This window comes from Leptolyngbya subtilissima AS-A7 (assembly GCF_039962255.1).
Classification (GTDB): domain Bacteria; phylum Cyanobacteriota; class Cyanobacteriia; order Phormidesmidales; family Phormidesmidaceae; genus Nodosilinea.
In genome coordinates this window covers 266,063-289,144 of the sequence record NZ_JAMPKY010000005.1, presented here as the reverse complement: position 1 = coordinate 289,144, position 23,082 = coordinate 266,063, and the positions used below count along the sequence as shown (strand labels likewise).

General features: G+C 59.1%; 15 protein-coding genes. 9 read left to right on the top strand and 6 right to left on the bottom strand.

The window, feature by feature from the left end; all coding sequences use genetic code 11:
• Positions 1–42: 42 nt before the first annotated feature.
• From NC979_RS12980 to NC979_RS12965, 4 genes are read left to right on the top strand one after another with little or no spacing between them, the layout of a single operon-like run.
• The gene (locus NC979_RS12980) at positions 43–636 is read left to right on the top strand and encodes a DUF4129 domain-containing protein (RefSeq protein ID WP_190521962.1); all 594 of its coding nucleotides are present in this window, start codon (positions 43–45) and stop codon (positions 634–636) included.
• Complete coding sequence (locus tag NC979_RS12975) at positions 633–1,820, top strand: DUF4350 domain-containing protein (protein WP_190521959.1); 1,188 nt, start codon at positions 633–635, stop codon at positions 1,818–1,820. Before NC979_RS12980 ends, NC979_RS12975 begins: the two co-directional genes overlap by 4 nt.
• Positions 1,817–2,791 carry an AAA family ATPase gene (locus tag NC979_RS12970; RefSeq protein WP_190521957.1) on the top strand — a complete coding sequence of 325 codons (975 nt, stop codon included), beginning with the start codon at positions 1,817–1,819 and terminating at the stop codon, positions 2,789–2,791. Before NC979_RS12975 ends, NC979_RS12970 begins: the two co-directional genes overlap by 4 nt.
• Positions 2,791–4,113: a DUF58 domain-containing protein gene (locus NC979_RS12965; protein WP_190521955.1), complete on the top strand. Its 1,323-nt coding sequence runs from the start codon at positions 2,791–2,793 to the stop codon at positions 4,111–4,113. Before NC979_RS12970 ends, NC979_RS12965 begins: the two co-directional genes overlap by 1 nt.
• 56 nt (positions 4,114–4,169) lie before the next feature.
• Here the strand turns inward: NC979_RS12965 and NC979_RS12960 are convergent, their stop codons facing one another.
• Positions 4,170–5,309, bottom strand: coding sequence for a quinone-dependent dihydroorotate dehydrogenase (locus tag NC979_RS12960; protein WP_347403962.1), 1,140 nt, complete (start codon positions 5,307–5,309; stop codon positions 4,170–4,172).
• A 385-nt stretch (positions 5,310–5,694) separates the two neighbouring features.
• Between NC979_RS12960 and NC979_RS12955 the strand changes: the two genes are divergently transcribed.
• A complete protein-coding gene (locus tag NC979_RS12955; protein ID WP_190521951.1) occupies positions 5,695–8,541 on the top strand; it encodes a GAF domain-containing protein in 2,847 nt (948 codons plus the stop codon).
• Between the two features lie 266 nt (positions 8,542–8,807).
• Here the strand turns inward: NC979_RS12955 and NC979_RS12950 are convergent, their stop codons facing one another.
• On the bottom strand, positions 8,808–10,361 hold the full coding sequence (locus NC979_RS12950; RefSeq protein ID WP_190521949.1) for an NAD(P)H-quinone oxidoreductase subunit N: 1,554 nt from the start codon (positions 10,359–10,361) through the stop codon (positions 8,808–8,810).
• Positions 10,362–10,855: 494 nt separating this feature from the next.
• Here NC979_RS12950 and topA point away from each other — a divergent pair, with 494 nt between their 5' ends.
• Entirely contained in the window at positions 10,856–13,651 is a 2,796-nt protein-coding gene (gene topA, locus NC979_RS12945) for a type I DNA topoisomerase (protein WP_190521947.1), read from the top strand.
• 118 nt (positions 13,652–13,769) lie between these two features.
• On the opposite strand, the gene NC979_RS12940 is transcribed toward topA, so the two are convergent.
• The 3 genes from NC979_RS12940 to NC979_RS12930 form a co-directional block, all read right to left on the bottom strand.
• On the bottom strand, positions 13,770–14,588 hold the full coding sequence (locus tag NC979_RS12940) for a hypothetical protein (RefSeq protein WP_190521946.1): 819 nt from the start codon (positions 14,586–14,588) through the stop codon (positions 13,770–13,772).
• A gap of 391 nt (positions 14,589–14,979) precedes the next feature.
• Positions 14,980–16,023, bottom strand: coding sequence for a response regulator (locus NC979_RS12935; RefSeq protein WP_347403961.1), 1,044 nt, complete (start codon positions 16,021–16,023; stop codon positions 14,980–14,982).
• Between the two features lie 51 nt (positions 16,024–16,074).
• Positions 16,075–16,971, bottom strand: a complete 897-nt coding sequence (locus NC979_RS12930; RefSeq protein WP_190521944.1) for a tRNA (5-methylaminomethyl-2-thiouridine)(34)-methyltransferase MnmD — start codon at positions 16,969–16,971, stop codon at positions 16,075–16,077.
• A gap of 360 nt (positions 16,972–17,331) precedes the next feature.
• Between NC979_RS12930 and NC979_RS12925 the strand changes: the two genes are divergently transcribed.
• The 3 genes from NC979_RS12925 (at position 17,332) to NC979_RS12915 (ending at position 22,200) form a co-directional block, all read left to right on the top strand.
• The gene (locus tag NC979_RS12925) at positions 17,332–19,056 is read left to right on the top strand and encodes a diflavin flavoprotein (RefSeq protein ID WP_190521942.1); all 1,725 of its coding nucleotides are present in this window, start codon (positions 17,332–17,334) and stop codon (positions 19,054–19,056) included.
• A 212-nt stretch (positions 19,057–19,268) separates the two neighbouring features.
• Positions 19,269–21,137 (top strand): precorrin-3B C(17)-methyltransferase, encoded by a 1,869-nt coding sequence (gene cobJ, locus NC979_RS12920; RefSeq protein WP_190521940.1) that lies wholly within the window; start codon positions 19,269–19,271, stop codon positions 21,135–21,137.
• A gap of 88 nt (positions 21,138–21,225) precedes the next feature.
• The gene (locus tag NC979_RS12915; RefSeq protein WP_190521938.1) at positions 21,226–22,200 is read left to right on the top strand and encodes a hypothetical protein; all 975 of its coding nucleotides are present in this window, start codon (positions 21,226–21,228) and stop codon (positions 22,198–22,200) included.
• Here NC979_RS12915 and NC979_RS12910 read toward each other — a convergent pair.
• The gene (locus tag NC979_RS12910) at positions 22,183–23,076 is read right to left on the bottom strand and encodes an esterase/lipase family protein (protein ID WP_190521936.1); all 894 of its coding nucleotides are present in this window, start codon (positions 23,074–23,076) and stop codon (positions 22,183–22,185) included. The two genes, NC979_RS12915 and NC979_RS12910, sit on opposite strands and share 18 nt — an antisense overlap.
• Positions 23,077–23,082 lie beyond the last annotated feature (6 nt).

Here is a 23,082-nt window from a genome sequence, read left to right as displayed (position 1 = left end):
CTCCTGAGCCATAATGAGGCCAGCTTTGACTTCTCCCCTGCAATGGCCGACCTGACCCACCGCACCGATTCTCTTGCCTGGCAAATTCGCCAGGGAGGGCAAAACGTGGGGGAATGGTTTGAGTACCAGTTTTCTCAGGTCGATATTGACCAACCCGATGTACCTAATTGGGGCTGGCTCGGCCCACTCGCCGAGGGGCTGTTTTGGTTGGCGATCGCAGCCCTGGCACTCTGGACAGGCTGGCTGCTCTACCGTGCCATTTTGGCCTATCTCGACTATCGACAGCGGCGGGTTAAATCAAGCGCGATCCAGTTCTCTACCCCCACCGAAGCCGCTCTCAAACAGGCCGCTCACTGGTGGCGTGAGGCGCAGCGGCTGGCCCAGCAGGGCAACTACGCTGGGGCCTGCCAGGCCCTTTACATGGCGGGTTTAGCGCGGCTCAACGACACTGAGCGGGTGCTCTACCGCGCTAGCCGCACCGATGGCGAATACCTCGACTGCATCGCTGCTGACCCCAGCCGCCCCTACGAACTGTTGATTCGCACCCACGAGCGCATCACCTACGGCGAGGCCCTGGCAACGGAGGAAACCTACCAGCGCTGCCGCCGCGCCTACCAGGAGATCGCCCAGTCGTGACGCGATCGCTTCCCCTCAACCGCCGCAGGTGGATTTTGGCATCGTTGAGCCTGGCGCTGCTGCTGGGGCTAATACTAGTTAGCGCTCCCGCCACCAGCTATTCAGATAGTGGCTCGACCTGGCACCAAGGCCCGGCAGGCTACAGTAGCTGGTACAGCTCCCTAGAGCAGCAGGGCATCACCGTGCAGCGCTGGCAGCGCCCGGTGGAGAATTTGATCGAACAGCTCGGGGAGGCCGAGGAGTCCTCAGTCACCCTAATTCAAAATCGGGCGGCCATCCTCGAAACCCTGGTGGCAGTGCTGCCGGGGTTTATCGACGAGCCGGGTCTATCGGCCCTGCTGCCCTGGATGCCCGACTGGATAGAAGCCGGACATCGGCTGGTAGTACTGGGCATTAAGGTGCCAGCGACGGCAGCCCCCTTCTCCCAAACTCTGACCAGCGAAGCCGGACCGGTAAAGGTTGATACTCGACGCCGCTACAGCCAAGGGCCAAAGCTGGGCGTTGGCCTTGAAGACGAGTTTGGGGCGGTGGTCTGGCAGCAGGCCTTAGCCTCGGGGCAGGTGACGATGGTGGCCACGCCCCACCTAGCCGCTAACACCTACACCAACCAGCCGGGAAATTTTGCCCTGTTGACAGAGCTGGTGACCAGCGCGGGCGGGCGGGTGTGGGTCGATGAGTACCTGCATGGTTACCGGGATGAGGAGGCGATCGCCACCGAGGTCGGTAGCGACGACGCCAGCTGGCTCAACTACCTGGCTCGCACACCTCTGGCCATTGTGGTGCTTCAAGCCCTGGCGGTAACGCTGCTGGCGCTGCTGGCCCTCAACCGCAGGCTGGGTCAGCGGCAAACCCTGCCAGCGCTACAAGTAGACAACAGCCGAGCCTACATTTACGCTTTGGCTGGGGTGCTGCACAAGGCAGGCAGCCGCGACTTTGTGGTGCAGACCCTGAGCCTGGCTGAGCGCATTCGCCTGCAAAAATCGCTGGGGCTGGGCAATACGCTGCTGCCGGTAGAGCAACTGCAAGCTGCCTGGGATGCCCAGACGAACCTACCCGCCACTGACTTGGCGGCAATTCTGAATCCCCCTACCCTTAAGGGCGAAAGTCAGCTGCGTGACTGGCTCAAGCGGGTACAATCCCTTCATTACCCCGGCAACACCACAGGAGACACCAGCGGGCCATGACCGAGCGCCAAACTGATCGACAGAGTGAGCTCCAGGGGGCGATCGCACGCATTGGCAAAACCCTCAGCGGCGTGGTGGTAGGGCAAGAACCCCTGGTGCAGGAGCTGTTAGTGGCCCTGCTGGCGGGGGGGCATGTCATTCTCGAAGGGGTGCCCGGCACCGGCAAAACCTTGATGGTGCGAGCCCTGTCGCGGCTGATCCAAGCCGACTTTGGCCGCATTCAGCTCACCCCCGACATTCTGCCGTCGGATATTTCGGGCACCAATGTCTTTGATCTTACCAGCCGCACCTTTACCCTTAAAAAAGGCCCGGTGTTCACCCAAGTCCTTTTAGCGGATGAAATCAACCGCACCCCGCCCAAAACTCAGTCGGCCCTGCTCGAAGCCATGGAAGAACAGCAGGTGACGCTGGATGGCACTAGCCATCCTTTACCCGACCTGTTTTGGGTAGTGGCTACCCAGAATCCGCTGGAGTTTGAAGGCACCTATCCCCTACCCGAGGCCCAGCTCGATCGCTTTCTCTTCAAGCTCGTGGTCGGCTACCCGGCCCCAGCGGCAGAAAAGCAAATGCTGCTCAACGCCCAGTCCGGGTTTGAGGCCAAACGGCTGGATATTGGCCAACTCAAACCGATCGCCGCCGCCAACCACATTCTCGCCGCTCGTCAGGCCGTCAAAGCCATGACCGTTCAGGAAAATATCCTCGACTACCTGCTGGCTCTGGCTCACAAAACCCGCCAGCACGCGGATCTGGAGCTGGGCACCTCCCCCCGATCCACTGTGCAGTGGCTGGCCGCTAGCAAAGCTCACGCCTGGATCAACGGGCAAGAATTTGTCACCCCCGACAACGTCAAGGCCGTGGCCATGCCCTTGCTGCGCCACCGATTAATGTTAGGGGCCGAGGCGCAACTGGATGGATTGACCTGCGATCGCGTCATTCAGGGCGTACTCGACAGCGTAGCGGTGCCTCGCTAATGGCAATCATCCCCACCGGGCGCACCTACGGATTACTGCTGGGGGGTGGGCTCGTCGTCACCCTGCTCACCAATTTTTTTGACAGTCCCAACCGGCTTGCAGCAGCCCTGCTCGCCCTGCTGCTGTTCGATGTCGCAGTCCTAGCGGTGATGTTTTGGGATGGGTTCCGAGTCAAATCTCGGCGCGCCACAATCAAGCGGGATCCGCTCCACCGCCTATCGATCGGACGCGATAACCCTATTTCTTTACATGGGGAATCTTCTACTCCTGTGCGCCTGCGTCTGTTCGACAACTACCCCACCGCCTTCGACGGCACCACCATGCCTCTTGAGATTTTCCTCAGCGGCCGGGAACCCGAAACCCTCACCTTTACCGTCAACCCCAAGCAGCGGGGCGAATATCCTTGGGGCGACCTGCAAATCCAGCAGCGCAGTCCCTTAGGCCTGGCCTGGACAGACTGGACGATACCAGCTGCCGAAACTGTCGCCGTATACCCCGATCTGATTGGCCTCAATCAACTTTCCGTCAAACTCGCCCTCCAAGCCACCGGCACCCTCAAACAAAAGCGGCGCATGGGTGTGGGCACCGAGTTTGCCGAGCTGCGCGAGTACGGCACTGGCGACGACCCCCGCTTCATCGACTGGAAGGCTACCGCCCGCCTCAGTCAGCCCCTAGTGCGGGTACTAGAGCCAGAGCGCGAGCAAACGTTATTAATCCTTTTAGATCGCGGTCGATTGATGACCGCCCAGGTACAAGGGCTCAATCGCTTCGACTGGGGCATGAATGCGGCGCTATCGCTGGCGCTGGCGGGAGCGAGCCGGGGCGATCGCGTTGGTCTGGGCATATTCGATCGCACCCTGCACACATGGCTTCCTCCCAAGGGCGGGCGAGCCAACTTTCAGCAGATGATCGATCGCCTCACCCCCATTCAGCCCGTGCTCGAAGAATCGGACTATCTGGCCGCCGCCACCCAAGCCGCCCAGCAGCAGCACCGCCGCTCCCTGATTGTGCTGATCACCGACATTGTGGATGAAACCGCCAGCGCCGAACTGCTCTCGGCCCTGGCCCGGCTGCGCCCACGTCACCTGCCCTTCTGTATTACGCTGCGGGATCCGGCGATCGATCGCCAAGCCCACCAATCCACTACCGAAGTCGATGCTGCCTACCAGCGGGCCGTTGCGTTAGATTTGCTCAACCAGCGCGAGGCCGCCTTCGCTCGCCTAAAACGGCGCGGGGTGCTAGTGCTCGACGCCCCAGCCCACCAAATTTCAGACCCGCTGGTCGAAAGCTACCTACGCATCAAAAGCCAGGGCAAGCTATAAGACACATCTAAACCTCAAAAATTCATGTAGGGCGCACCGACATCCAGCTCAATGCTCTATGACCTGTGGCTCAACCCTACAGCGTCGGCGATGCTAGACAGCTGATGCTCCTCTAGTTTGGCCAACAGTCCTGCTAAGACCCGCCTCACCATCCAGGGGCCTTCATAGATCCAGCCGGTATAAACCTGGAGCAGCGTAGCCCCGGCGGTGATTTTCTCCCAGGCATCAGCGGCGGTAAAAATTCCCCCCACCCCCACAATCGGTAGGGTGCCCCCAGTGCACTGGTAGATATAGCGAATCACCTCGGTCGAGCGCGATCGCAGTGGAGCGCCGCTAATGCCCCCCGCCTCGTCTACAACGGCGTTACCGGTCTGTAGCAGGGTCTTGGTTTTGAGGCTCTCCTTGGCGATCGTGGTGTTGGTGGCGATAATGCCCGCCAATCCGTAGGATTGGGCTAGCTCGACAACGGCGTCAATGTCGGGCCAGGCGAGGTCGGGGGCAATTTTAACGAGCAGAGGTTTGCGATCGCTGTTCTCCTCCTGTAGCGCCGCCAAAATGGGGCCGAGCTGGTCGGCCGCCTGTAGCGACCTGAGCCCCGGTGTATTGGGTGACGACACATTCACCACAAAATAGTCGCCGTAGGGGTAGAGCTGTTGGAAGCTAAACCGATAGTCTTCAGCGGCATCGGCCAGCTCAGTTACCTTCGACTTACCCAGGTTGATACCGATCGGAATTGTAGGCCGCTGGGTGCTCCAGTAGGATCCTAGGCGATTGGCTAGAGCCGCTGCCCCTTGGTTGTTGAAGCCCATGCGGTTGAGCACGGCCTCATCCTTCACCAGGCGAAACAGACGGGGCTGGGGGTTGCCCGACTGAGGGTGGCAGGTGACGGTGCCCAATTCGGCCAAGCCAAAGCCGAGCTGAGCCCAGGCCCGTGCCGCTAAACCATCTTTATCAAAACCCGCCGCTAGACCCAAGGGATTGGTAAAGTCTAACCCCCAGCAAGTCTGGGTCAGGCGCGCGTCAGTGAGGCAAAATTGCTGCCGTAGCCAAGGATGGAGTTGGGCGACTACTGCTCTCTCCCTCGGCCGCCCTAACCGGCTGAGCAAATCCATGGTGCGGTGATGCAAAAACTCTGGGTCGAGCGTCACCCCGTGAAACAACAGGGGACGCACAAGCTGACGGTAGGGATCTTTCACAAACGACAGTGGTGTATGCAAATAGAGGGCGGGTAGACTAATATTCTGGCTAGGGGTGAGATCTGGTGATGCCCACAACCTGCGCATTACAGAGCACGCCAGGAGCACATGGTCAACGGTCTTTGGGTTAGCAGCACCGCGTCGTCTGTGGTTGGCTTTCCCCATTAAAGCAGCCCTGGACGGCTGCTAGGACTAATTGGCAGATCTGGGTGGAGTCTACAGAGATTAAGTCACTGCACTCGGCAGGTTATGGCTCTAGCCAGTATCCTGGCCGAGGGGTAGCCCGGCGACTCGGTTAGCTCCCTGGGCACCTAGGGATCGGCCTGGTGGGCCAGATATCTGTTTCTAACCCCCTTTCCTGCAACCGAGGAGATTGTTGACGCCCATGGCGCAATCCCAACCCCACGATTCTTCCTCTGACCGGCACGACCATCAAATTATGGCCCTGTCGCGCATTCTCAAATCGCTGCGGGGCAGCACCACCGCCGAGGAAGCGGTGACCCTGGCCCTCGACCATGTGCGCCAGGAGATGGATTTTGAAGTGGCCTGGGTGGGTTTGTACGATCGCATCAACCACCGCCTGGTCACCAAGGGATGCCACAGCCCTCGACCGATGCGAGCGATTCGCACCATGATCAACCTCACCCCTGGGGATGTGATGGAGCAGGTGGTGGTGCAGCAGCGCCCCCTAATTGTGGCCGACCTGCAAAACGAAATTCGCGCCGGGGAGTGGGGCACGATCGCCAAGCAGCTGGCCCTGCAAAGCGCCATCATCTTCCCCATCAAGCGTCAGGATGTTTGCTTTGGCCTACTGGTGCTGGCGTCTCCCGACTGGGGCAAGAGTGCCTCCCTAGGGGAACGCTCCTACCTAGCCATCGTGATGGGGGAACTGGCTGAGGCGCTGCACCAGTTCGAGTCTGAGCAGCAGCGGCAGCAGACCAAGCGCCTTGAGCAACCTCTACTGGCTCTAATTGGCCGTTTGGGCAGTTTGCCCGATATTGATAGCCAGCTCAAGGAGGTGGTGCGCGAAACCCAGCGGTTTGTTGCGCCCCAGCGCACCCGCGTCTTTTGGTTTGAGCCCAAGGGCAACTACTTTTGGCAGCGCACGCCGGGGTTAGCGCCCCGCCCTACATCACTCGAAGACGAGCGATCGCTGCACATTGCCGTCGATGAGGTGCGCGGTCTCTACCAGGCCCTCTGTAACCAGCAGCTCGTGGTGGTGGGCGAGAGCCGGGGCGCCCTTAAAACCATCATCTCCGATCGCCTGATGCAGCAGCTCAAGGCCGAATCTCTAATGATTGCCCCCATTAGCCGCCAGGGCGACCTGATGGGCTTTGTCTCGGTAGAGGGCACCACCCCCCGCATTTGGAAGGAGCCCGAAAAGCAGTTTTTAATTGGCGCGGCGCAATTGCTTACCGTGGCGCTACCCGCCGCCACCGCCAGAGAAACCGTGCGCCAAACCGAGCTCGATCAGCACCTCACCACCGGCGTTATCCAGGGCATCCATGGCGATGTCGATTGGCACCACACCCTACAGACCTGCTTTGAGGTGCTGCAAGACCGGTTGAGCATTCAGCAGTTTTTTGTGCTGCTGTTTAACCCCGATCGCAACGGCTACGATCTTTGCTTTCAGAGCCAGGCCAACCGTCCTCGGGGGGTGCCGATGCTGTGGCCGTGTCTCGACGATATCGACTGGGAAATGCTCGAGCGCAGCTCCTCGGCCATCAGCATTGATAACCTCTCCCACGATCTCAAGCTCATGGCCTGGCGACCCTCCCTGCTGGAGCTGGGTGCCCAGGCGGTGCTGGCGGGCAACGTGGCCCCGGGCAACGCCCCCGAGGGCATGGTGCTAATCTGCGACACCATTAGCCGCCAGTGGACCACGACTGAGCAGTCCTTGTTTGAGGCCGTAGCCCGTCAGATCGGCGTGATTTTGCACCAGTGGCAGCTCCAGCGCCAGCTCGACCAGCAACAGCACATTTACGAATCGATTCAGTGGGGCCTACAGGCGCTGCACAAAGGCCTGCACCCGGACCAGCTTGAGCAAACTACTCTCCAGCACGTCATGCAGCTGCTGCACGGATCGGCAGTGCTGCTGCTCAGCTGGCCGCCCGGTAGCCCTACCGCTGCCGTTACTCAATTTGTCAGCCAAGACACCAGCGTCAGCGTTAAGAGCAACCATCCAATTCCGGTGGGCTCTGACGCTGTGATCAATTGGGCGCTTCAGACCGATGGCATGCTGCCCCTGACGGTCAACGAGCTGCCCACCGAAACGACCGACTGGTTTATTGCGCCTCTGGGCAGCCGCCTGCTCATTACCGCCTTGAGAACGGCTCCGTCCCATGTGGTTACGGGCGTAGTAGTCGCCGTATCACCCGCTCACCGGCAGTGGGCCAACCACCACCTCACCATCTTCAAGCTGCTTACCAGTCAGCTGGCCTGGTCACGTCGACACTTAGCCATGACAGCAATGCTGACTCAGCAGCGCCAGGATCTCGAAAATCTCAATTGGTACAAACACCACCGCTTGGAGGATCTCTACCGAGTGTTGGGGCAGACGGCCCAAAATTTAGCCCATCTTCAGGCCAAAGACACAGCGATCGCGGGTGAGCTTCAGCTGCTCCACGATCAGCTTACCGCCGTGATGGAAAATGCCGAAACCATTCTAGTAGGCGAGCGCTGGCAGCTGCACCAACAGCACCAGACCATGCCATTAATTAGCTTGCTTAACCGCCTGATCGATCGAGTCAACCCGATTCTAGAGACCCGTCAGCTCTGGTCTAAGGTGCACAACGAGAGCAACGTCGTGCTGGGCGGCGACATGCTCAAGCTAGAGCTGATTCTCTATGAGGTGATGGTGGCCGCCTGCAACCGCTCCCCGGTGGGAGGACGCATTGATCTCTGGTGCCGGGTGCTCAACCTCGACTGGCTCGAGCTGTCGGTCACCGATGACGGCCAGTGCTCACCGCGCCTGCTCGCAGAACTCAGCCAGAGCAATCCCGCCGATGTGCTGGCCCCCTCGGCTCTAGACGGCCCCCCAGGGCTGCATCTGGCAATCTGCAAACTGCTGATCGCTCAGCTGGGGGGTGAAATTAGCTTTTCGATTCTTGACGATGGTCGTACCCACAGCCGGCTGCTGCTGCCCCTCGCCGCCTATCCTGAGGCGCACAAACCAAAGCCTCAGCTCAATTCGGTGATGCCTACAGAAGCTAGCTCCACGAGTCTAACCTGATCCATTTGACCAGATTGGGCTGCGTAGTGGAGAGAACAACAAAAGCAAAAGAATGGGAATAGAAGAGCGAAGAAATGCCCAAGAAGCTTGAATTCGAATCTTTCGGGGCTGTCCTAACCCAGACTTTACCTGGCTTACCCTAAGCAATTGCCGCCCTGCCTTGAGCAGGGCGGCAATCAACCAGATACTTAGTCAACCTTTTTCCATCGGCTAAGGGTTCAAGGATGTGCTCTACACCTTGTACCCTTAACCCTACACTTCAACCCTTAGTTTTGCGCAGTATCGGCGATCGGGCTCACAGCTACCTGCGCACCATGGTTTTGCAGCATGGGTGTCTGAATAACCGCGTTATTAGCAATGGTAAACAAGGGGTTCGACAAGATACCCGCCAGAGACGTTGCCACTACCGCCAAAATCAGACTCACCTGCATGGGGCGCAGACCCGGCAGATCCCAGCGAATGGCGGGATAGTTCTTCACCGCATCAGACATTTCCTGGGGTTCTTTGACCACCATCATCTTGATAACGCGGATGTAGTAGTAGATGGAGATCACGCTGGTCACTAGGCCTACCAGCACCAGACCGTAGGCTCCAGCTTGCCAACCCGCCCAAAATATGTAGATTTTGCCAAAGAACCCGGCCATGGGCGGGATGCCCCCAAGAGAGAGGAGGCAAACGCTGAGACCTAGGGTGAGCAAGGGATCTTTTTGGTAGAGGCCACCGTACTCACTGATTTGGTCAGTGCCCGTGCGCAACGAGAACAAGATCACGCAGGTGAAACCACCCAGGTTCATAAACAGGTAGACCAAAAGGTAGTAGAGCATGCTGGCGTAGCCCGCGTCGGTGTCTACCACCAGACCAATCATCAAAAACCCAGCCTGGCCAATGGATGAGTAGGCCAGCAGACGCTTCATGCTGGTTTGCGCCAGGGCCACCACATTACCCAGCACCATACTGAGAATAGCCAGGGCGGTGAAGACAAAGTGCCACTGCTCCGACACCAGCGGGAAGGCAGTAACCAGCAGACGAATGGCGAGGGCAAAGCCAGCGGTCTTGGAACCTACCGACAGAAACGCTACTACTGGGGTCGGGGAGCCTTCGTAAACGTCGGGAGTCCACTGGTGGAAGGGAACGGCGGCAATTTTGAAGGCAATACCGGCAATCACAAACACCAGGGCAACCACTAGGCCAATGGGGGCTTGGGTGCCATCGCCAACGATGCTGGTGGCGATCGCCTCTAACCGCGTTTCACCCCCCGACAGGCCGTACAGCAGGGATGAGCCATAGAGAAAAATTGCCGAACTCGCCGCCCCAATCAGCAGGTACTTGAGCGCCGCCTCGTTGGAACGGGGGTCGCGCTTCATGTAGCCGGTCAGCAGGTATGACGAAATACTGAGGGTCTCTAGGGCGACAAAAATCATCACCAGCTCGCTGGCCCCCGAGAGAAACATGCCTCCCAGAGTAGCGGTGAGCAAAATTACCAGAAATTCAGCGAGGGAGGTGCCCGACTGCTCGACGTAGCGAATCGCCATTGGCACCGTCACCACCGCTGAGAGGGCGATAATGCCGCGAAATACGATGCTCAAATCGTCAGCGTTAAAGGCCCCTAAGAAGCCAACGGGGTTGACCATTGACCACTGCAGCACGAGGGCAGCGGTGGCCCCCAGCCCTCCGGCCATCGCCGCATAGGGGGTCCATGAGGAAGAGGAGCGACCCTGGATCAGATCGCCGACTAGAATCACCAAGATCGTGACTACCAGAACGGCCTCTGGCCAGATAGTGCCAGCGTTGAGCTGTGCCCCGAGGTTGACGAGATCCATGGGTTCTTTTTCCCGCAAGATTATTTTTTACCGTACCAGGTCAACCGTACGGTGACCAGGGGCTAAGACTCAATGATCATCCTCAGGTTGACGATCGCCCATCGTCCCAATTCCACTCAACATGCGAGGGAATTGATGGCGTGCCCTGGGCCGATGGTAACGCGATCGCAGCCCTCCGACCAGAGAACTTTTCCTTTGCGCTGCCCTAAGCCGCAAATTGAGTAGGGCTGGACGATAGCTAACAGAATGATCTATTTATGTAGCTTATGGTTGATTCGCTCAACCTTAAGCACTGCTGAAGGCTGCCAATGATTAAGTTTTCATGGCTAAACACACCAGCAGTTCGGTAGGTGTGCAGTACAGTGTTGATCATCTGGCCACCACACCTGCGCCGCAAACTATATAGATAGGTTTGCCAAAAGCCGCTATAAAGCTGTAGGTTACCGAGCCCGCCCGCGATTGCTAACGATTATCACCGAAGCGCCAGCAGACCTATGTCAACCCTTGTCATTGTCGAGTCACCCACTAAGGCTAAAACGATTCGCAACTACCTGCCGTCGGGGTATCGGGTTGAGGCATCTATGGGGCACGTGCGCGACCTGCCGCGATCGGCCAGCGAGATTCCCGCTAACGTCAAGGGCGAGAAGTGGGCGCAGCTCGGGGTGAATCCTGAGGATGATTTTGCGCCGCTGTACATCGTGCCCAGCGACAAGAAAAAGGTGGTCAAAACCCTCAAAGACGCCCTCAAGCAGGCCGACGAACTGCTGCTAGCCACTGACGAAGACCGCGAGGGCGAAAGCATCAGCTGGCACCTGCTCCAGGTGCTCAACCCCAAGGTGCCGACCCGGCGCATGGTGTTCCACGAAATTACCCAAGAGGCGATTCAGGACTCCCTCAACAACTGCCGCGACATCGACAGCCAGCTAGTCCATGCCCAGGAGACCCGGCGCATCCTTGACCGCTTGGTGGGCTATACCCTCTCGCCCCTACTGTGGAAGAAGATTGCTGGTGGCCTGTCCGCCGGTCGGGTGCAGTCGGTAGCAGTCAAGGTGGTGGTCAAGCGGGAGCAAGAACGCCGCGCCTTCCGCCGGGGCTCCTACTGGGATCTCAAGGCTAGCCTGCTCAAGGATAAAAACGCTTTTGAAGCCAAGCTTTACTCTCTGGGCGGCACCCGCCTGGCCAACGGCAGCGACTTTGACGAAGCCACCGGCCGCGTAGCCGAGGGCCGCGACGTGGTACTACTCGACGAAACTCAAGCCCGCGAGCTGCAAACCCGTCTGCAAGCCGGCCTGTGGACGGTCAGCAATCTGGAAGAGCGACCCAACAACCGCAAGCCCGCCCCGCCGTTTACCACCTCTACCCTCCAGCAGGAGGCCAACCGCAAGCTCAGGCTCTCGGCCCGCGACACCATGCGGGTGGCCCAAAACCTCTACGAGCAGGGCTACATCACCTACATGCGTACCGACTCGGTGCACCTGTCAGAGCAGGCGATCGCCGCTGCCCGCGCCTGTGTCACTACCAAGTACGGCACCGACTACCTCAGCCCCAAACCCCGCCAGTACGCCACCAAATCGAAGGGTGCCCAGGAGGCCCACGAGGCCATTCGCCCCGCTGGCAGCACCTTTAGAACCCCCAAAGAAACGGGGCTAACTGGCCGCGAGGCCTCCCTCTATGACCTGATCTGGAAGCGCACCGTCGCCAGCCAGATGGCCGAGGCTCGCCAAACCAACATCACCGCCTCCATTGAGGTGGAAAACGCCCTCTTTCGCGCCACGGGCAAGCGCATCGACTTCCCCGGCTTCTTTCGAGCCTATGTGGAGGGCTCTGACGACCCCAATGCGGCGATCGAAGACCAAGAGGTGCTGCTGCCTGCCCTAGCCACGGGCGATGCCCTCAGCTGTACGGATTTGGAGGCGATCGGTCATGAAACCCAGCCCCCCGCCCGATACACTGAGGCCACCCTGGTCAAAGTGCTTGAGAGCGAAGGCATTGGCCGGCCTAGCACCTACGCTACGGTGATCAGCACGATCATCGATCGCGGCTACGTCAACCTGGTCAACAACAGCCTGATCCCCACCTTCACAGCTTTTGCAGTGACCGAGCTGCTAGAGCAAAACTTCCCCGACCTGGTGGATGTGCACTTCACTGCCCGCATGGAGCAGACCCTCGACGACATTTCCACCGGCGAAGTCGAATGGCTGCCATACCTGAAGGCGTTTTACTCCGGTGACCAGGGCCTAGAGACCCTGGTGCAGGAGCGCGAAACCCAGATTGACCCCACCGCCGCCCGCACGGTGCTGCTCGAAGATCTAGATGCCAAAATCCGCATTGGTCGCTATGGCCCCTACGTCGAGATTGGTACTGGCGAAGAGTCGGTGAAGGCCTCCATTCCTGCCGATGTGCCCCCCGCTGACCTCGATAGCGAGCAGATCGAGCGCATCATCAAGCAGAAGGTCGAAGGCCCTGACAAAGTGGGCCTGCACCCTGATACTGGGGAACCGATCTTTCTGCGCATTGGCCCCTACGGCCCCTACGTGCAGCTGGGCGAGCCCACGGACGACAACCCCAACCCCAAGCGGGCTTCCCTGCCCAAGGGCACCCAGATGGAGGCCGTCACCCTGGAAATGGCGGTGGGACTGCTGCAGCTTCCCCGCAACCTGGGTGCCCATCCAGAAACGGGCAAGTCCATCAAGGCCGGCCAGGGCCGCTTTGGCCCCTACATCGTCCACGACCAGGGCAAAGAGGGCCGCGACTATCGCTCCCTCAAGGGCGACGACGACGTGCTCACCGTCACCCTTGAGCGCGCTCTAGAACTGCTGGCCCAGCCCAAGGCCGGGCGCGGGCGCAAGAAGGTCGATCCGCTCAAGGAGCTGGGCGCCCACCCCGACGACAATGAGCAGGTGGCGGTGTTTAATGGCCCCTACGGCCTCTACGTGAAGCACGGTAAGGTTAATGCCTCGGTGCCCGAAGGGGTCGAGGTCGAAGCGGTCACCCTAGAGGAGGCGATCGGCTGGATCAACGCCAAGGCATCGACCAAAAAAGGCAAGGGTGGCAAGGGCAAGGCGACTACCTCACGCACTACCAAGACGGCAGCAGCCAGCAAAGCCAGCGGGGCCAAGAAGACCACTAGAACGACTACCGCCAAGTCGTCTACGGACACCAAGTCTACTGGCACGAAAAAGTCTGCGGCCTCAAAGACCACTAAGACCACAACTAAGACCACAACCAAGCGATCGCCCTCCAAGTCTGCGTCTAAAAAAGCCGACTCAGCCTCTGAAGCCGACGCTTAACTGCGGCAACCAACCAACAAAATCGGCAGAGATTCGATAAATCTCTGCCGATTTTGTTGGTGATGGCGACATCCAGATTTAAGGACGAACTCAACGCTTCAGGCTACGCTGGCGAGCGTTAGTAAACCACTCCCCGGTAGCGGCGCACGGTACTACCATCGGCTAGTTTCTCGTCGGTAGATAAGGACTTGGGTAATGCGCTCGGCTTGGGTAGCGCGCTCGACTTGACCGCTGGTGGGGGTGCGAACGACTCTTTGGCAGCCTTGCGAGTTAACCCATCGCTCAGGGCACGGAGACCAGAAGCGACCCAGTCAACATCGTTTAGAGGATCGGGGGCCGTAGACGGAGTTGCTGGACTGCTAGGCACATTTGGAGACGGCTTAGCACCGGCCAGGGTAAGCCCAGCACCCTTGACCTGAGCGCGCTCTGAACGATTGGCAAGAGCTCCAGTGGCTTGGGTAGTACCCAACTGACGACGAATATTGAGCAGCACCGTGAGTAGCGCCTTCTCGTTGAGAAAGGGGTAGTCAAGGCTGGTCAAAATGCGTTTGACATTGTCGGTGGCACCGCTCATCAGGGTGTCGCGATCAAACCCACAGAGAAAGTCTGTGGCTCCCTGCTGCTTAGCCCAGCGCCGCTCAGTATCCGAGATGTGAAGCTGACGGCACCGGGTCAAAAAAATGTGCATGGTGGGGAAGGTGGCGCGGCACCAGCGACAAAACTCGTAGGGGTTGAGCTCCGCTGCTTCGGCGTCTAGCACAATAACATCGGGCAAGGTCAGCCCAGCGCTAGCGATTTGGCTAATGCAGTCGGCTAGGTCACCCTTGGCAGGCTCTAGAATAACGGCCAGCTTTTGGGACTTCAGCAGCGCCTGCCACATGAGCCCCTGCAAGCGGTTGGATTGAACAATAAAGGCCAGCTTCTGCGGTGCGTCCACGGTGTGTAAAATCCCCTAAATGTGCGTCCAAATTAATTTGTAAAGGCTTGATTATGTTTATCTCGGTTCGGGCCAGACGCCAAGTATGAGGCTTAAAAAGCCCTAATTTTTGCCACCTCAGGCAGCATCTAGCTGGGGGCAAGCTAGCTAAAGCTCGATTTCAAAATCGGTTTGTCGGGGCTTTAAAGTCAACACCTTGGCGATTCGCGAAGCGACTCCAGTGGGAATTACAGCCCCAAGCAAAGTTTAGGTGGCGTAATCAGGAATATTAAATAAATGTACGGGCGGCTTGTCCTTCAAAAAAGACAACCGCGCTACATAATCAAAAGATTTGTGGAAAACAAGGCTCGACAGGCATAGTTTTTAGGAAACAGCCCTCACCTAGCGCAAATTAAGCGTGACTCTGCTTGGCGGGCTGGAGCTGCTCACCCTGTCGAGCGGTAGTGTTTACGCCCAAAACTGCATCAGATCGATAGGCGCAAATAAAGGTTTCAAACTGGTCAACTAGTACTGGGTCGCGCCAGCCTCGCTCTACTTCCTGGCGTATGATCTGGAGCGATTCTTCCATGGAGAAGGCGGGTTTGTAGGGGCGATCGTGGGTGAGCGCATCAAAAATGTCGATCAGCTGAAAAATCTGAGCCAGTCGCGGAATAGCCGCCCCGACCAGGCCATCGGGATAGCCGCTGCCATTCCAGCGCTCGTGGTGGTGACGAATGATCGGCAGTACTCCCTGCATGGTGCGTAAGGGACAGCAGATGGTCTCGCCAATGGCGACATGCTGCTCCATAATGGTGCGCTCGGCCACGGTGAGGGGGCCGGTTTTGAGCAGCACGGCATCGGGAATGCCCACCTTGCCAATGTCGTGTAGGTAGCCTGCCCAGGCGAGATCGCGAATGTGGCTTGGGCAAAGCCCCAGATATTCGCCAAAGGCGCGCCCGAGGCTAACCAGGCGATCGCAGTGATCCCCCGTATTTGGGTCGCGGCTCTCAATGGTGCGAGCAATGGAAAACAACACCTTTTCGGCATGGTCGAGATCTTCGTTGAGGCGCTTTTGGTGAATCAGCGACTTGACTCGGGCCGAGAGTTCGAGCTGATCAAAGGGTTTTGTTAAAAAGTCGTCGCCTCCCGATTCAATGCCTTGCAATCGGGCTTCGCGATCGCCCAAGGCCGTGACAAACACCACCGGAATCAGCCGCGTGTTTTCGTTCTCTTTGAGCTGACGACACACCTCAAACCCGTCGAGGCCGGGCATCATCACATCCAGCAAGATCAAGTCAGGCTGGTGCTGTAAGACTCGGTTTAGGGCACTCTGCCCGCAGCTAGCCTGCTCTACTTGGTAGCCATCGATGGTCAGCAGCGCTACAGCAGTCATGCGGCTAGGGGCGTGGTCGTCGACCACAAGCACGCGGGGTGGCAGAGGGTTTCGGTAGGGCACAGCAAGAACCTTAAAAATGGCGACAACCGATCAACAGAGCGAACCTACAGCCTATCGAGGGGACAGCTTTTTTTCATATGGGGGCAGCCACCGCTTGCGCCAGCGCGACGTTGGTACTAGGTTTGACGCAGCCTGCTCCCGCTGGCGGCGCTGCCGAATCGCATCGGCGCTGGCGCCCAGGGTAGGGTCGCGATAGGGGACTGCGGCACGAGTCAGCAAATGCTCCTGCTCTTGCAGCGACAGCGGCATTAAGCCCTCGGGGTTTACCTGAACCAGAGTACCCGGCCAGCGGCGGCCAAGAGCATTCACCGGCCCAATGGAGAGCCCGGCTAGCTGAAAAGCCACCCGCACCGCAGCAGCGCTGGAATAGGTGACCAGGCGACCCTGAGGATGCAAACAGGTCGCTACCTGCTCAATAAACTCTACCGTCCACAATTCGGGACAGCGGGGCGGCGAAAACGGGTCAAAGAAAATCGCGTCGGCTTTAAACCCCGACGAGGCGATCGCTTGAATGCGCTGGCGGGCATCGCCCCACAATAGGGTGGCATCGAGCCCAGGGCGAGTCGCTTTGCCAGTAGCGGCCAGCTCCCGCAGGCAGGTTTGCACGGTTGTAGGCCACCCGTTAATTAAACCGGCCTCTATAGCCTGACGTGGCACGCGAGCATCGAGCTCTAGAGCCACCAACCGCACTTGGCAGGCAGGGTTGACCTGAGCAACGGTGGATAGAGCGGCGGCGGTGTTATAGCCGAGCCCGTAGCAGACATCGAGCACGGTCAGGGTTGGGTTTAAGGCCAGACTGGCTAAGTTGGTGGCGTCTACATAGGTGGTTTTAGCCTCGGCGTAGGCCCCGTCGCGGCTGTGGAACCACTCGCCAAAATCTTCTGAAAACAGCGTCATCGACCCATCGGCGGTGGGTTCAAGAACTAGAGCTCCAGTGGGAAGTGACATGGGCTGCTAAGTAGGGGAATAGAGAAAACAACCGAGTTGGCAAGCTCTCAGCCGGACTCTGGAGCAAATTGAGGACTATTCTGCAAAAGCTATTTTGCTCTGGAAGCGCTCCAGGTTGGCAGCCAGTCTGGGCGCCAGGGCGACGAGGGTAGATGTCCTATAGGCTTAATTCTAAGGTATTCAAAATTTGCCTTTTCTCTATTGTCAATGGTTACCGATCGCAATCAAAGCGATAAGGGATTTTGACCCCAAGCCTCGCGGTTTTAAGCGAGAATACCTATAGTTAAGAAACGTTTTTGTTGCTAAACCCCTGGCTTGCACTCCGGGTTGGCAGCACCTAGATTTTGCAGGAGGTTCTCCATGGTTGTAGCGGCACCAGCGCAAAAGCGCCTCACGGTTCAAGTCGAAGGGGTAGCTGACGACACCACCACCATTCGCTCGCTAGACTGGGATCGCGATCGCTTCGACATCGAGTTTGGCCTGCAAAATGGCACCACCTACAACTCTTTCATTGTTCGCGGCGAGAAAGTCGCCCTGGTCGATACTTCCCACGCTAAGTTTCGGGAGCTATATCTCAAGACTCTGACCGGCGAAATCGACCCTAAAACCATCGATTACCTGATCATCAGCCACACCGAGCCCGACCACAGCGGCCTGGTGCGCGACGTGCTAGAGCTGGCTCCCCAGGCGGTGGTGGTGGGCGCTAAGGTGGCGATCGCCTTCCTCGAAGATCTGGTGCACCGCCCCTTTGAGCGCCTGATCGTCAAAAACGGCGACACTCTGGAGCTAGGCAATGGCCACACCCTGGAGTTTATCAGCGCCCCCAACCTGCACTGGCCCGATACCATCTTTACCTACGACCACAAAACTGGCGTGCTGTTCACCTGCGACGCCTTCGGCATGCACTTTTGCAGCGATGCCCCCTACGACGAAAATCTAGAGCTGGTTTCCCCCGATTTTCGCTTTTACTACGAGTGCCTGATGGCCCCCAACGCCAGGTCGGTGCTCGGGGCGATGAAGCGCATGGAAGCCCTACCTCCAGTGAGAATGGTGGCCACGGGGCACGGCCCTCTGTTGCGCTACAACGTGGCGGAGCTGACTGGCCGCTACCAGCGCTGGAGCCAGGAGAAGACTAAGGCCGAAGACCTGGTGGCGGTGTTCTACGTATCGGATTACGGGTATAGCGATCGCCTCTCCCAATCCATTGCGCGCGGCATCACCAAAACTGGCGTCGCCGTTGAAATGATGGACATGCGCTCTGCCGACCCTCAAGAGGTGACGGAGCTGGTGGCCCGGGCCAAGGGCTTAGTCGTCGGCATGCCCCCCGCCTCTGGGGTCGGGGCCAGAGAAACCCAGACCACCCTGGGCACCATTCTGGCAGCGGTGCACGGTAAGCAAACCATTGGGCTCTACGAGTCCTATGGTGGTGACGATGAGCCGATCGATCCCCTCGCCAACAAGTTTCAAGATCTGGAGCTAATTCAGTCTTTTGCGCCCATTCGCATTAAAGACAACCCCACCGAGGGCACCTATCAGTCCTGCGAAGAGGCCGGCACTGACCTGGGCCAAGGCCTCGCCCAGGCGGGCAAGCTGAAAAAGCTGAAATCCCTCGATGTCGACCTAGAGAAAGCGCTAGGCCGTATCAGCAGCGGGCTGTACATCATCACCGCTAAAAAGGGTCAGGTCTCCAGCGCGATGCTAGCCTCTTGGGTGGCCCAGGTTAGCTTTCAGCCCCTGGGCTTTTCGGTGGCGGTGGCGAAAGACCGCGCCATTGAGTCGCTGATGCAGGTGGGCGACACCTTTGTGCTCAACATTCTCGAAGAGGGCAACCACCTGGGCCTGATGAAGCACTTTCTCAAGCGGTTTGCCCCCGGTGCCGATCGCTTTGCCGGAGTGCGCACTCGCCCCGCCAACAACGGCTCGCCGCTGCTGGCCGATGCCTTGGCTTACATAGAGTGCGAAGTCACCAGCCGCATGGAGGTGAGCGACCACTGGATCGTCTACTGCACGGTGCAGGACGGCAAGGTGTCCGACCCTGATGGCCAGACCGCTATCCACCACCGCAAGGTTGGCAACTACTACTAAGCCGAGATCGGTATGAGCTAGGACAGGCGGGATGCCTATCCCACAAGAGCTAGAAGATATTCAAAGTTTTGTGGGATAGCCGTCTAGGCTGTCCTACCCCTAGCTGTCTACCGTTATGTGCAGAGCAAAGCTACAGACAACTCGACCTTGCACTGCCCTGGGGCAATGATGTCTTCTAAGATGAAGTACTCCAGGTTCTTTGAGGTCTATTGTTGCCGTCCTTTGCTGCGATCGCTGTCACCCCCGCCGGGCTCAAATCCCTGCTGCCCCTGGTTACAGGTCTCCCCGCTGACCTATGGCTACCTCGCAGCCTAGCCGCCGAAGCAGAGTCTTTAGCGATCCAAGCTCGGGTTTACGAAGGTTCCTTGCCCGAGACCATTGCCGAACTCTGGCCTACTCAGGATGGGCTCATCTTCGCCCTGGCTAGCGGGGCGGTGGTGCGGCTAATTGCGCCGCTATTGGCCGATAAAGCAACCGATCCCGCAGTGGTGGTGGTGGCTGAAACAGGTAACCAGGTGATCAGTCTCTGCGGTGGTCACCAGGGTGGTGCAGATGCGCTGGCTCATCGGATCGCCCAACTGCTGGGGGCAGAGCCAGTAATTACTGGATCCGCTTCAACTCACGGACTGCCAGGGATGGATGTGCTGGGGGTGCCCTTCGCCTGGAGCAAGGGTAGCGGCGATTGGACGGGAGTGAGTGCCGCCCTGGCCCACAGCAAACCCATTGAGGTGCTTCAGGACTGCGGCACCACCCTCTGGCAAGACCACCTGCCTGCCACCCATCCCTTTGTTTTTGAGTCGGTCCGCAATCCTGCGGCCCGGCTGTGGATCAGCCCGATTCAGCGGCAGTTTGCCCCCGACAGCGATTTTCCTAAAGCTCAGTGGCACCCAAGAGTGCTGTGGGTGGGCATCGGCTGCGAGCGCGGTACGCCCCAGGCGGTGATTGAGGCGGCGATCGCGCGGATCTGCCGGGCCGGGCACTTTGCCGAAGGGGCAATCGCCGGTATCGCCAGCCTTGACCTCAAATCTGACGAAGTTGGGTTAGTTGCCCTCTGCAAAGAACGTCAGTGGCCCCTGCGCTGCTTTACCGCTGAAGAATTGAAAACCATCCCTGTGCCCAACCCTTCCACAGTGGTGGAACAGGCGGTGCAGACCCCCAGCGTGGCAGAGGCAGCAGCGATGTTGGCGGCGGGGGGCGATCTGCGGGTGGCCAAGCAGGTGGTACGGGTTGAAGGGCAGTCGGGGGCGGTGACAGTGGCGATCGCTCAATCCGAGCGCGAATATATTCCCCACGCCGGGCACCTAGCGCTGGTGGGCACCGGCCCCGGCGATTTGAATCAGATTACGCCGGCGGCTAAGGGGGCGATCGCCCGCGCCGACGTCGTCATTGGCTATGGGCTCTACATTGACCAAATTCGTTCTCTCTGCCGCCCTGGTCAAATTGTTGAACCCTGGCCCATTACCCAAGAGCGCCAGCGGGCCGATCGCGCCATTGACCTGGCTCGCTGGGGCTTGAGCGTAGCGGTGGTGTCCTCCGGTGACTGCGGCATCTACGGCATGGCCGGGCTGGTGTTAGAGCAGCTCCAGGGCACCGGCTGGGATGGCGAAACGCCCTCGGTAGAAGTGTTCCCCGGCATTTCAGCCCTGCAGTCTGCCGCTGCTCGGGTAGGAGCACCGCTGATGCACGACTTCTGCGCCATTAGCCTCAGCGACCTGCTCACCCCCTGGCCGGTAATTGTGAAGCGGCTAGAGGCAGCGGCCCAGGCCGACTTTGTGGTGGCGCTCTACAACCCCAAATCAAAAACCCGTACCGAGCAGATCGCGGCCGCCCACAGCATCTTTATGGCCCACCGATCGCCCGATACACCGGTGGCAGTGGTGAAGTCGGTCTATCGTCCTGACGAGATGATTCACCGCACCACGCTGGCCAACCTGCTAGAGGCCCCCATCGATATGCTGACGGTGGTGCTGATCGGCAACCAGAGCACCCAGCGCCACGGCCCCTGGCTGATTACCCCCCGTGGCTACAACGGCAATCAGAGCAGACCATTTAGCACACCTGTAGATTACCCGCAGAGGTGAGGCGACCCGGGCCAATCTGCAATTAGGATTGGGAAAGATGCCTAGGCAATAGTCGATAGTCCCTTCACTCCCCCCGAGGAGGTTGACAATGCCGCCTGAGGATCTGACCTCTGCTTCCCGTAACTCCGAGGTGAACGCAACGCTGATTAGCGGTCTCAGCGCCTACGGACGACTGTATGGGTTACCCAATTCTCCCGAGCAGGTGCAGGGCCTGCTCGGCACCCTGTTACGGCTATATCTGCCCGAAGAGCCCGCCGCCCTAATCGACGTCGTAGCTCAACAGGTGCTCGATGGTCTCACCGCTGATGATCTCAAAAATGCCATTGTCGATCGCGCTACCAGTGCTCTAGCTAAAGAAACCCACCGCTGGCAGCAGCGTCTGGAGCAAGAGGCGCAGAATATTCTCACAGCCTACGTGCAGCGCTATAGGCCCGATCTCGCTCCAGACGCTCTAAGGACAATAGTCACCGCTGTCATGCCGCTGCTAGGCAAGGCAATTGCCGACCATCGGCCCCTGACCCGTTCAGAAACCTTGGGTCTAATCAGTCAGCTAGTGCAATTCTTTAATGCCAGTAGAGCGATCGCTGCCACCATCGACCCTGCCTACTTCGCGATCGCCGAAACCCTAGCCACTGCCCTAGCCCAGCGGCCCATGGCCGAGGCGGTAGGCGAAACCGTGACCGTTTACGTCAAAAGTCAAGCCCCAACCCTGATCAATATCGGAGCTGACCTGATTGCTGCGGCTCTGAGCGCGGTGCTGAAAAATCAGGTCGATTTCAACATTGACACCCAACTCAGCGTCATCGATGAAAAACTGCTGATTGAGCAGGTTTATTTTCAGCTGAATATTTTGCAGCAGTCGCCGCCCCCTTCAAAGGCCGCCTGGGCGATCGCCGACCAGGTCAACACCGCCGTCGAGCAGTACCGATACCGCAAACGCGAGGACAGCGTTGATGTCACCACTGGCCTGGTTAGTGAGGATGGCCTCTTCATCTCCAGTCCACTGACCTCCACCCGTCAACTGGGCGAGCGGCCGCCCACCGACTCACCAATCTCGGGATAGTTTGGCATCTGCCCGCAGCGCCCCCAGGCTGTGCCAAAGCTCCCCGCTGTGCAGCCAACCCACATAGCCCGAGTACAGGCAGTCATCCTCGGCAGAGGCCAAAAATACGTGATGAATGCCAAAGGGGCTGAGCCATAGACGAATATTGGTGCCGTCGGCAAAGGTGTGCCAGGGGGTGGCGCGGGCAAAATCGCGCTGGTGGGCGTCGGTCATACCAGGGATTTGACGCAGCTGCTCCACCAGGGGATGGGGCGATAGCAGCGCACTCAAGCTGTCGCCCTTCCAAAATTGTTGAATCTGCTCCACCACACGTGGGTGACAGCGCAGGGCCGCGTGGCTGATGCCCCCCAGACAGACAAATTGCCCGTTGGGCACCCGCGTACTCTCAATGGTGATGGTGCCATCGCTACCCCTATCCACATCGCCTGCAATCGATAGGGTGGTGATGGCAGCAGCGATGCGGGCGGCTAGGGGGCGGCGATCGCGCCCCAAGTCAGCGGCAATGCCAACTCCCAGCTTTAGCGGATCAAGAAGGCGACCCAAATCGGCCCCACCCACAGGGGAGCCCACCAACGTCAAAAATTCTACCCTTGGCCACCAGTCTGGATGGCGATTTAGCACCTCTAGCCAGATCAAGCCACCCATCGAGTGGCCCACAATCCGGACCGGTAGGTCGGGCTGTCGGGCCAGGGTCGCCGAAGCCAGAGCATCGACCTCATCTACCAGGGGGGAAATCCGCAGCCAGGTCATGGCGTAGTTGAGGCAGGGAGCCACAATTTGCGCGCGATCGCCCGCCAGTTGCTCCGCTAGGGTCATCATCGACTGGTTGGTGTCGGCCCAGCCGTGCTGAGCAAAGAGAATGTAGTCTCCGGGCATGGACGG

What these genes read in the sequence shown, in the direction of transcription:
- NC979_RS12950 (WP_190521949.1), bottom strand. Translation starts at nt 10,361, where the DNA reads ATGGATCTCGTCAACCTCGGGGCACAGCTCAACGCTGGCACTATCTGG.
- NC979_RS12930 (WP_190521944.1), bottom strand. Translation starts at nt 16,971, where the DNA reads ATGTCACTTCCCACTGGAGCTCTAGTTCTTGAACCCACCGCCGATGGG.
- NC979_RS12915 (WP_190521938.1), top strand. Translation starts at nt 21,226, where the DNA reads ATGCCGCCTGAGGATCTGACCTCTGCTTCCCGTAACTCCGAGGTGAAC.
- NC979_RS12980 (WP_190521962.1), top strand. Translation starts at nt 43, where the DNA reads ATGGCCGACCTGACCCACCGCACCGATTCTCTTGCCTGGCAAATTCGC.
- NC979_RS12925 (WP_190521942.1), top strand. Translation starts at nt 17,332, where the DNA reads ATGGTTGTAGCGGCACCAGCGCAAAAGCGCCTCACGGTTCAAGTCGAA.
- topA (WP_190521947.1), top strand. Translation starts at nt 10,856, where the DNA reads ATGTCAACCCTTGTCATTGTCGAGTCACCCACTAAGGCTAAAACGATT.
- NC979_RS12955 (WP_190521951.1), top strand. Translation starts at nt 5,695, where the DNA reads ATGGCGCAATCCCAACCCCACGATTCTTCCTCTGACCGGCACGACCAT.
- NC979_RS12910 (WP_190521936.1), bottom strand. Translation starts at nt 23,076, where the DNA reads ATGCCCGGAGACTACATTCTCTTTGCTCAGCACGGCTGGGCCGACACC.
- NC979_RS12965 (WP_190521955.1), top strand. Translation starts at nt 2,791, where the DNA reads ATGGCAATCATCCCCACCGGGCGCACCTACGGATTACTGCTGGGGGGT.
- NC979_RS12970 (WP_190521957.1), top strand. Translation starts at nt 1,817, where the DNA reads ATGACCGAGCGCCAAACTGATCGACAGAGTGAGCTCCAGGGGGCGATC.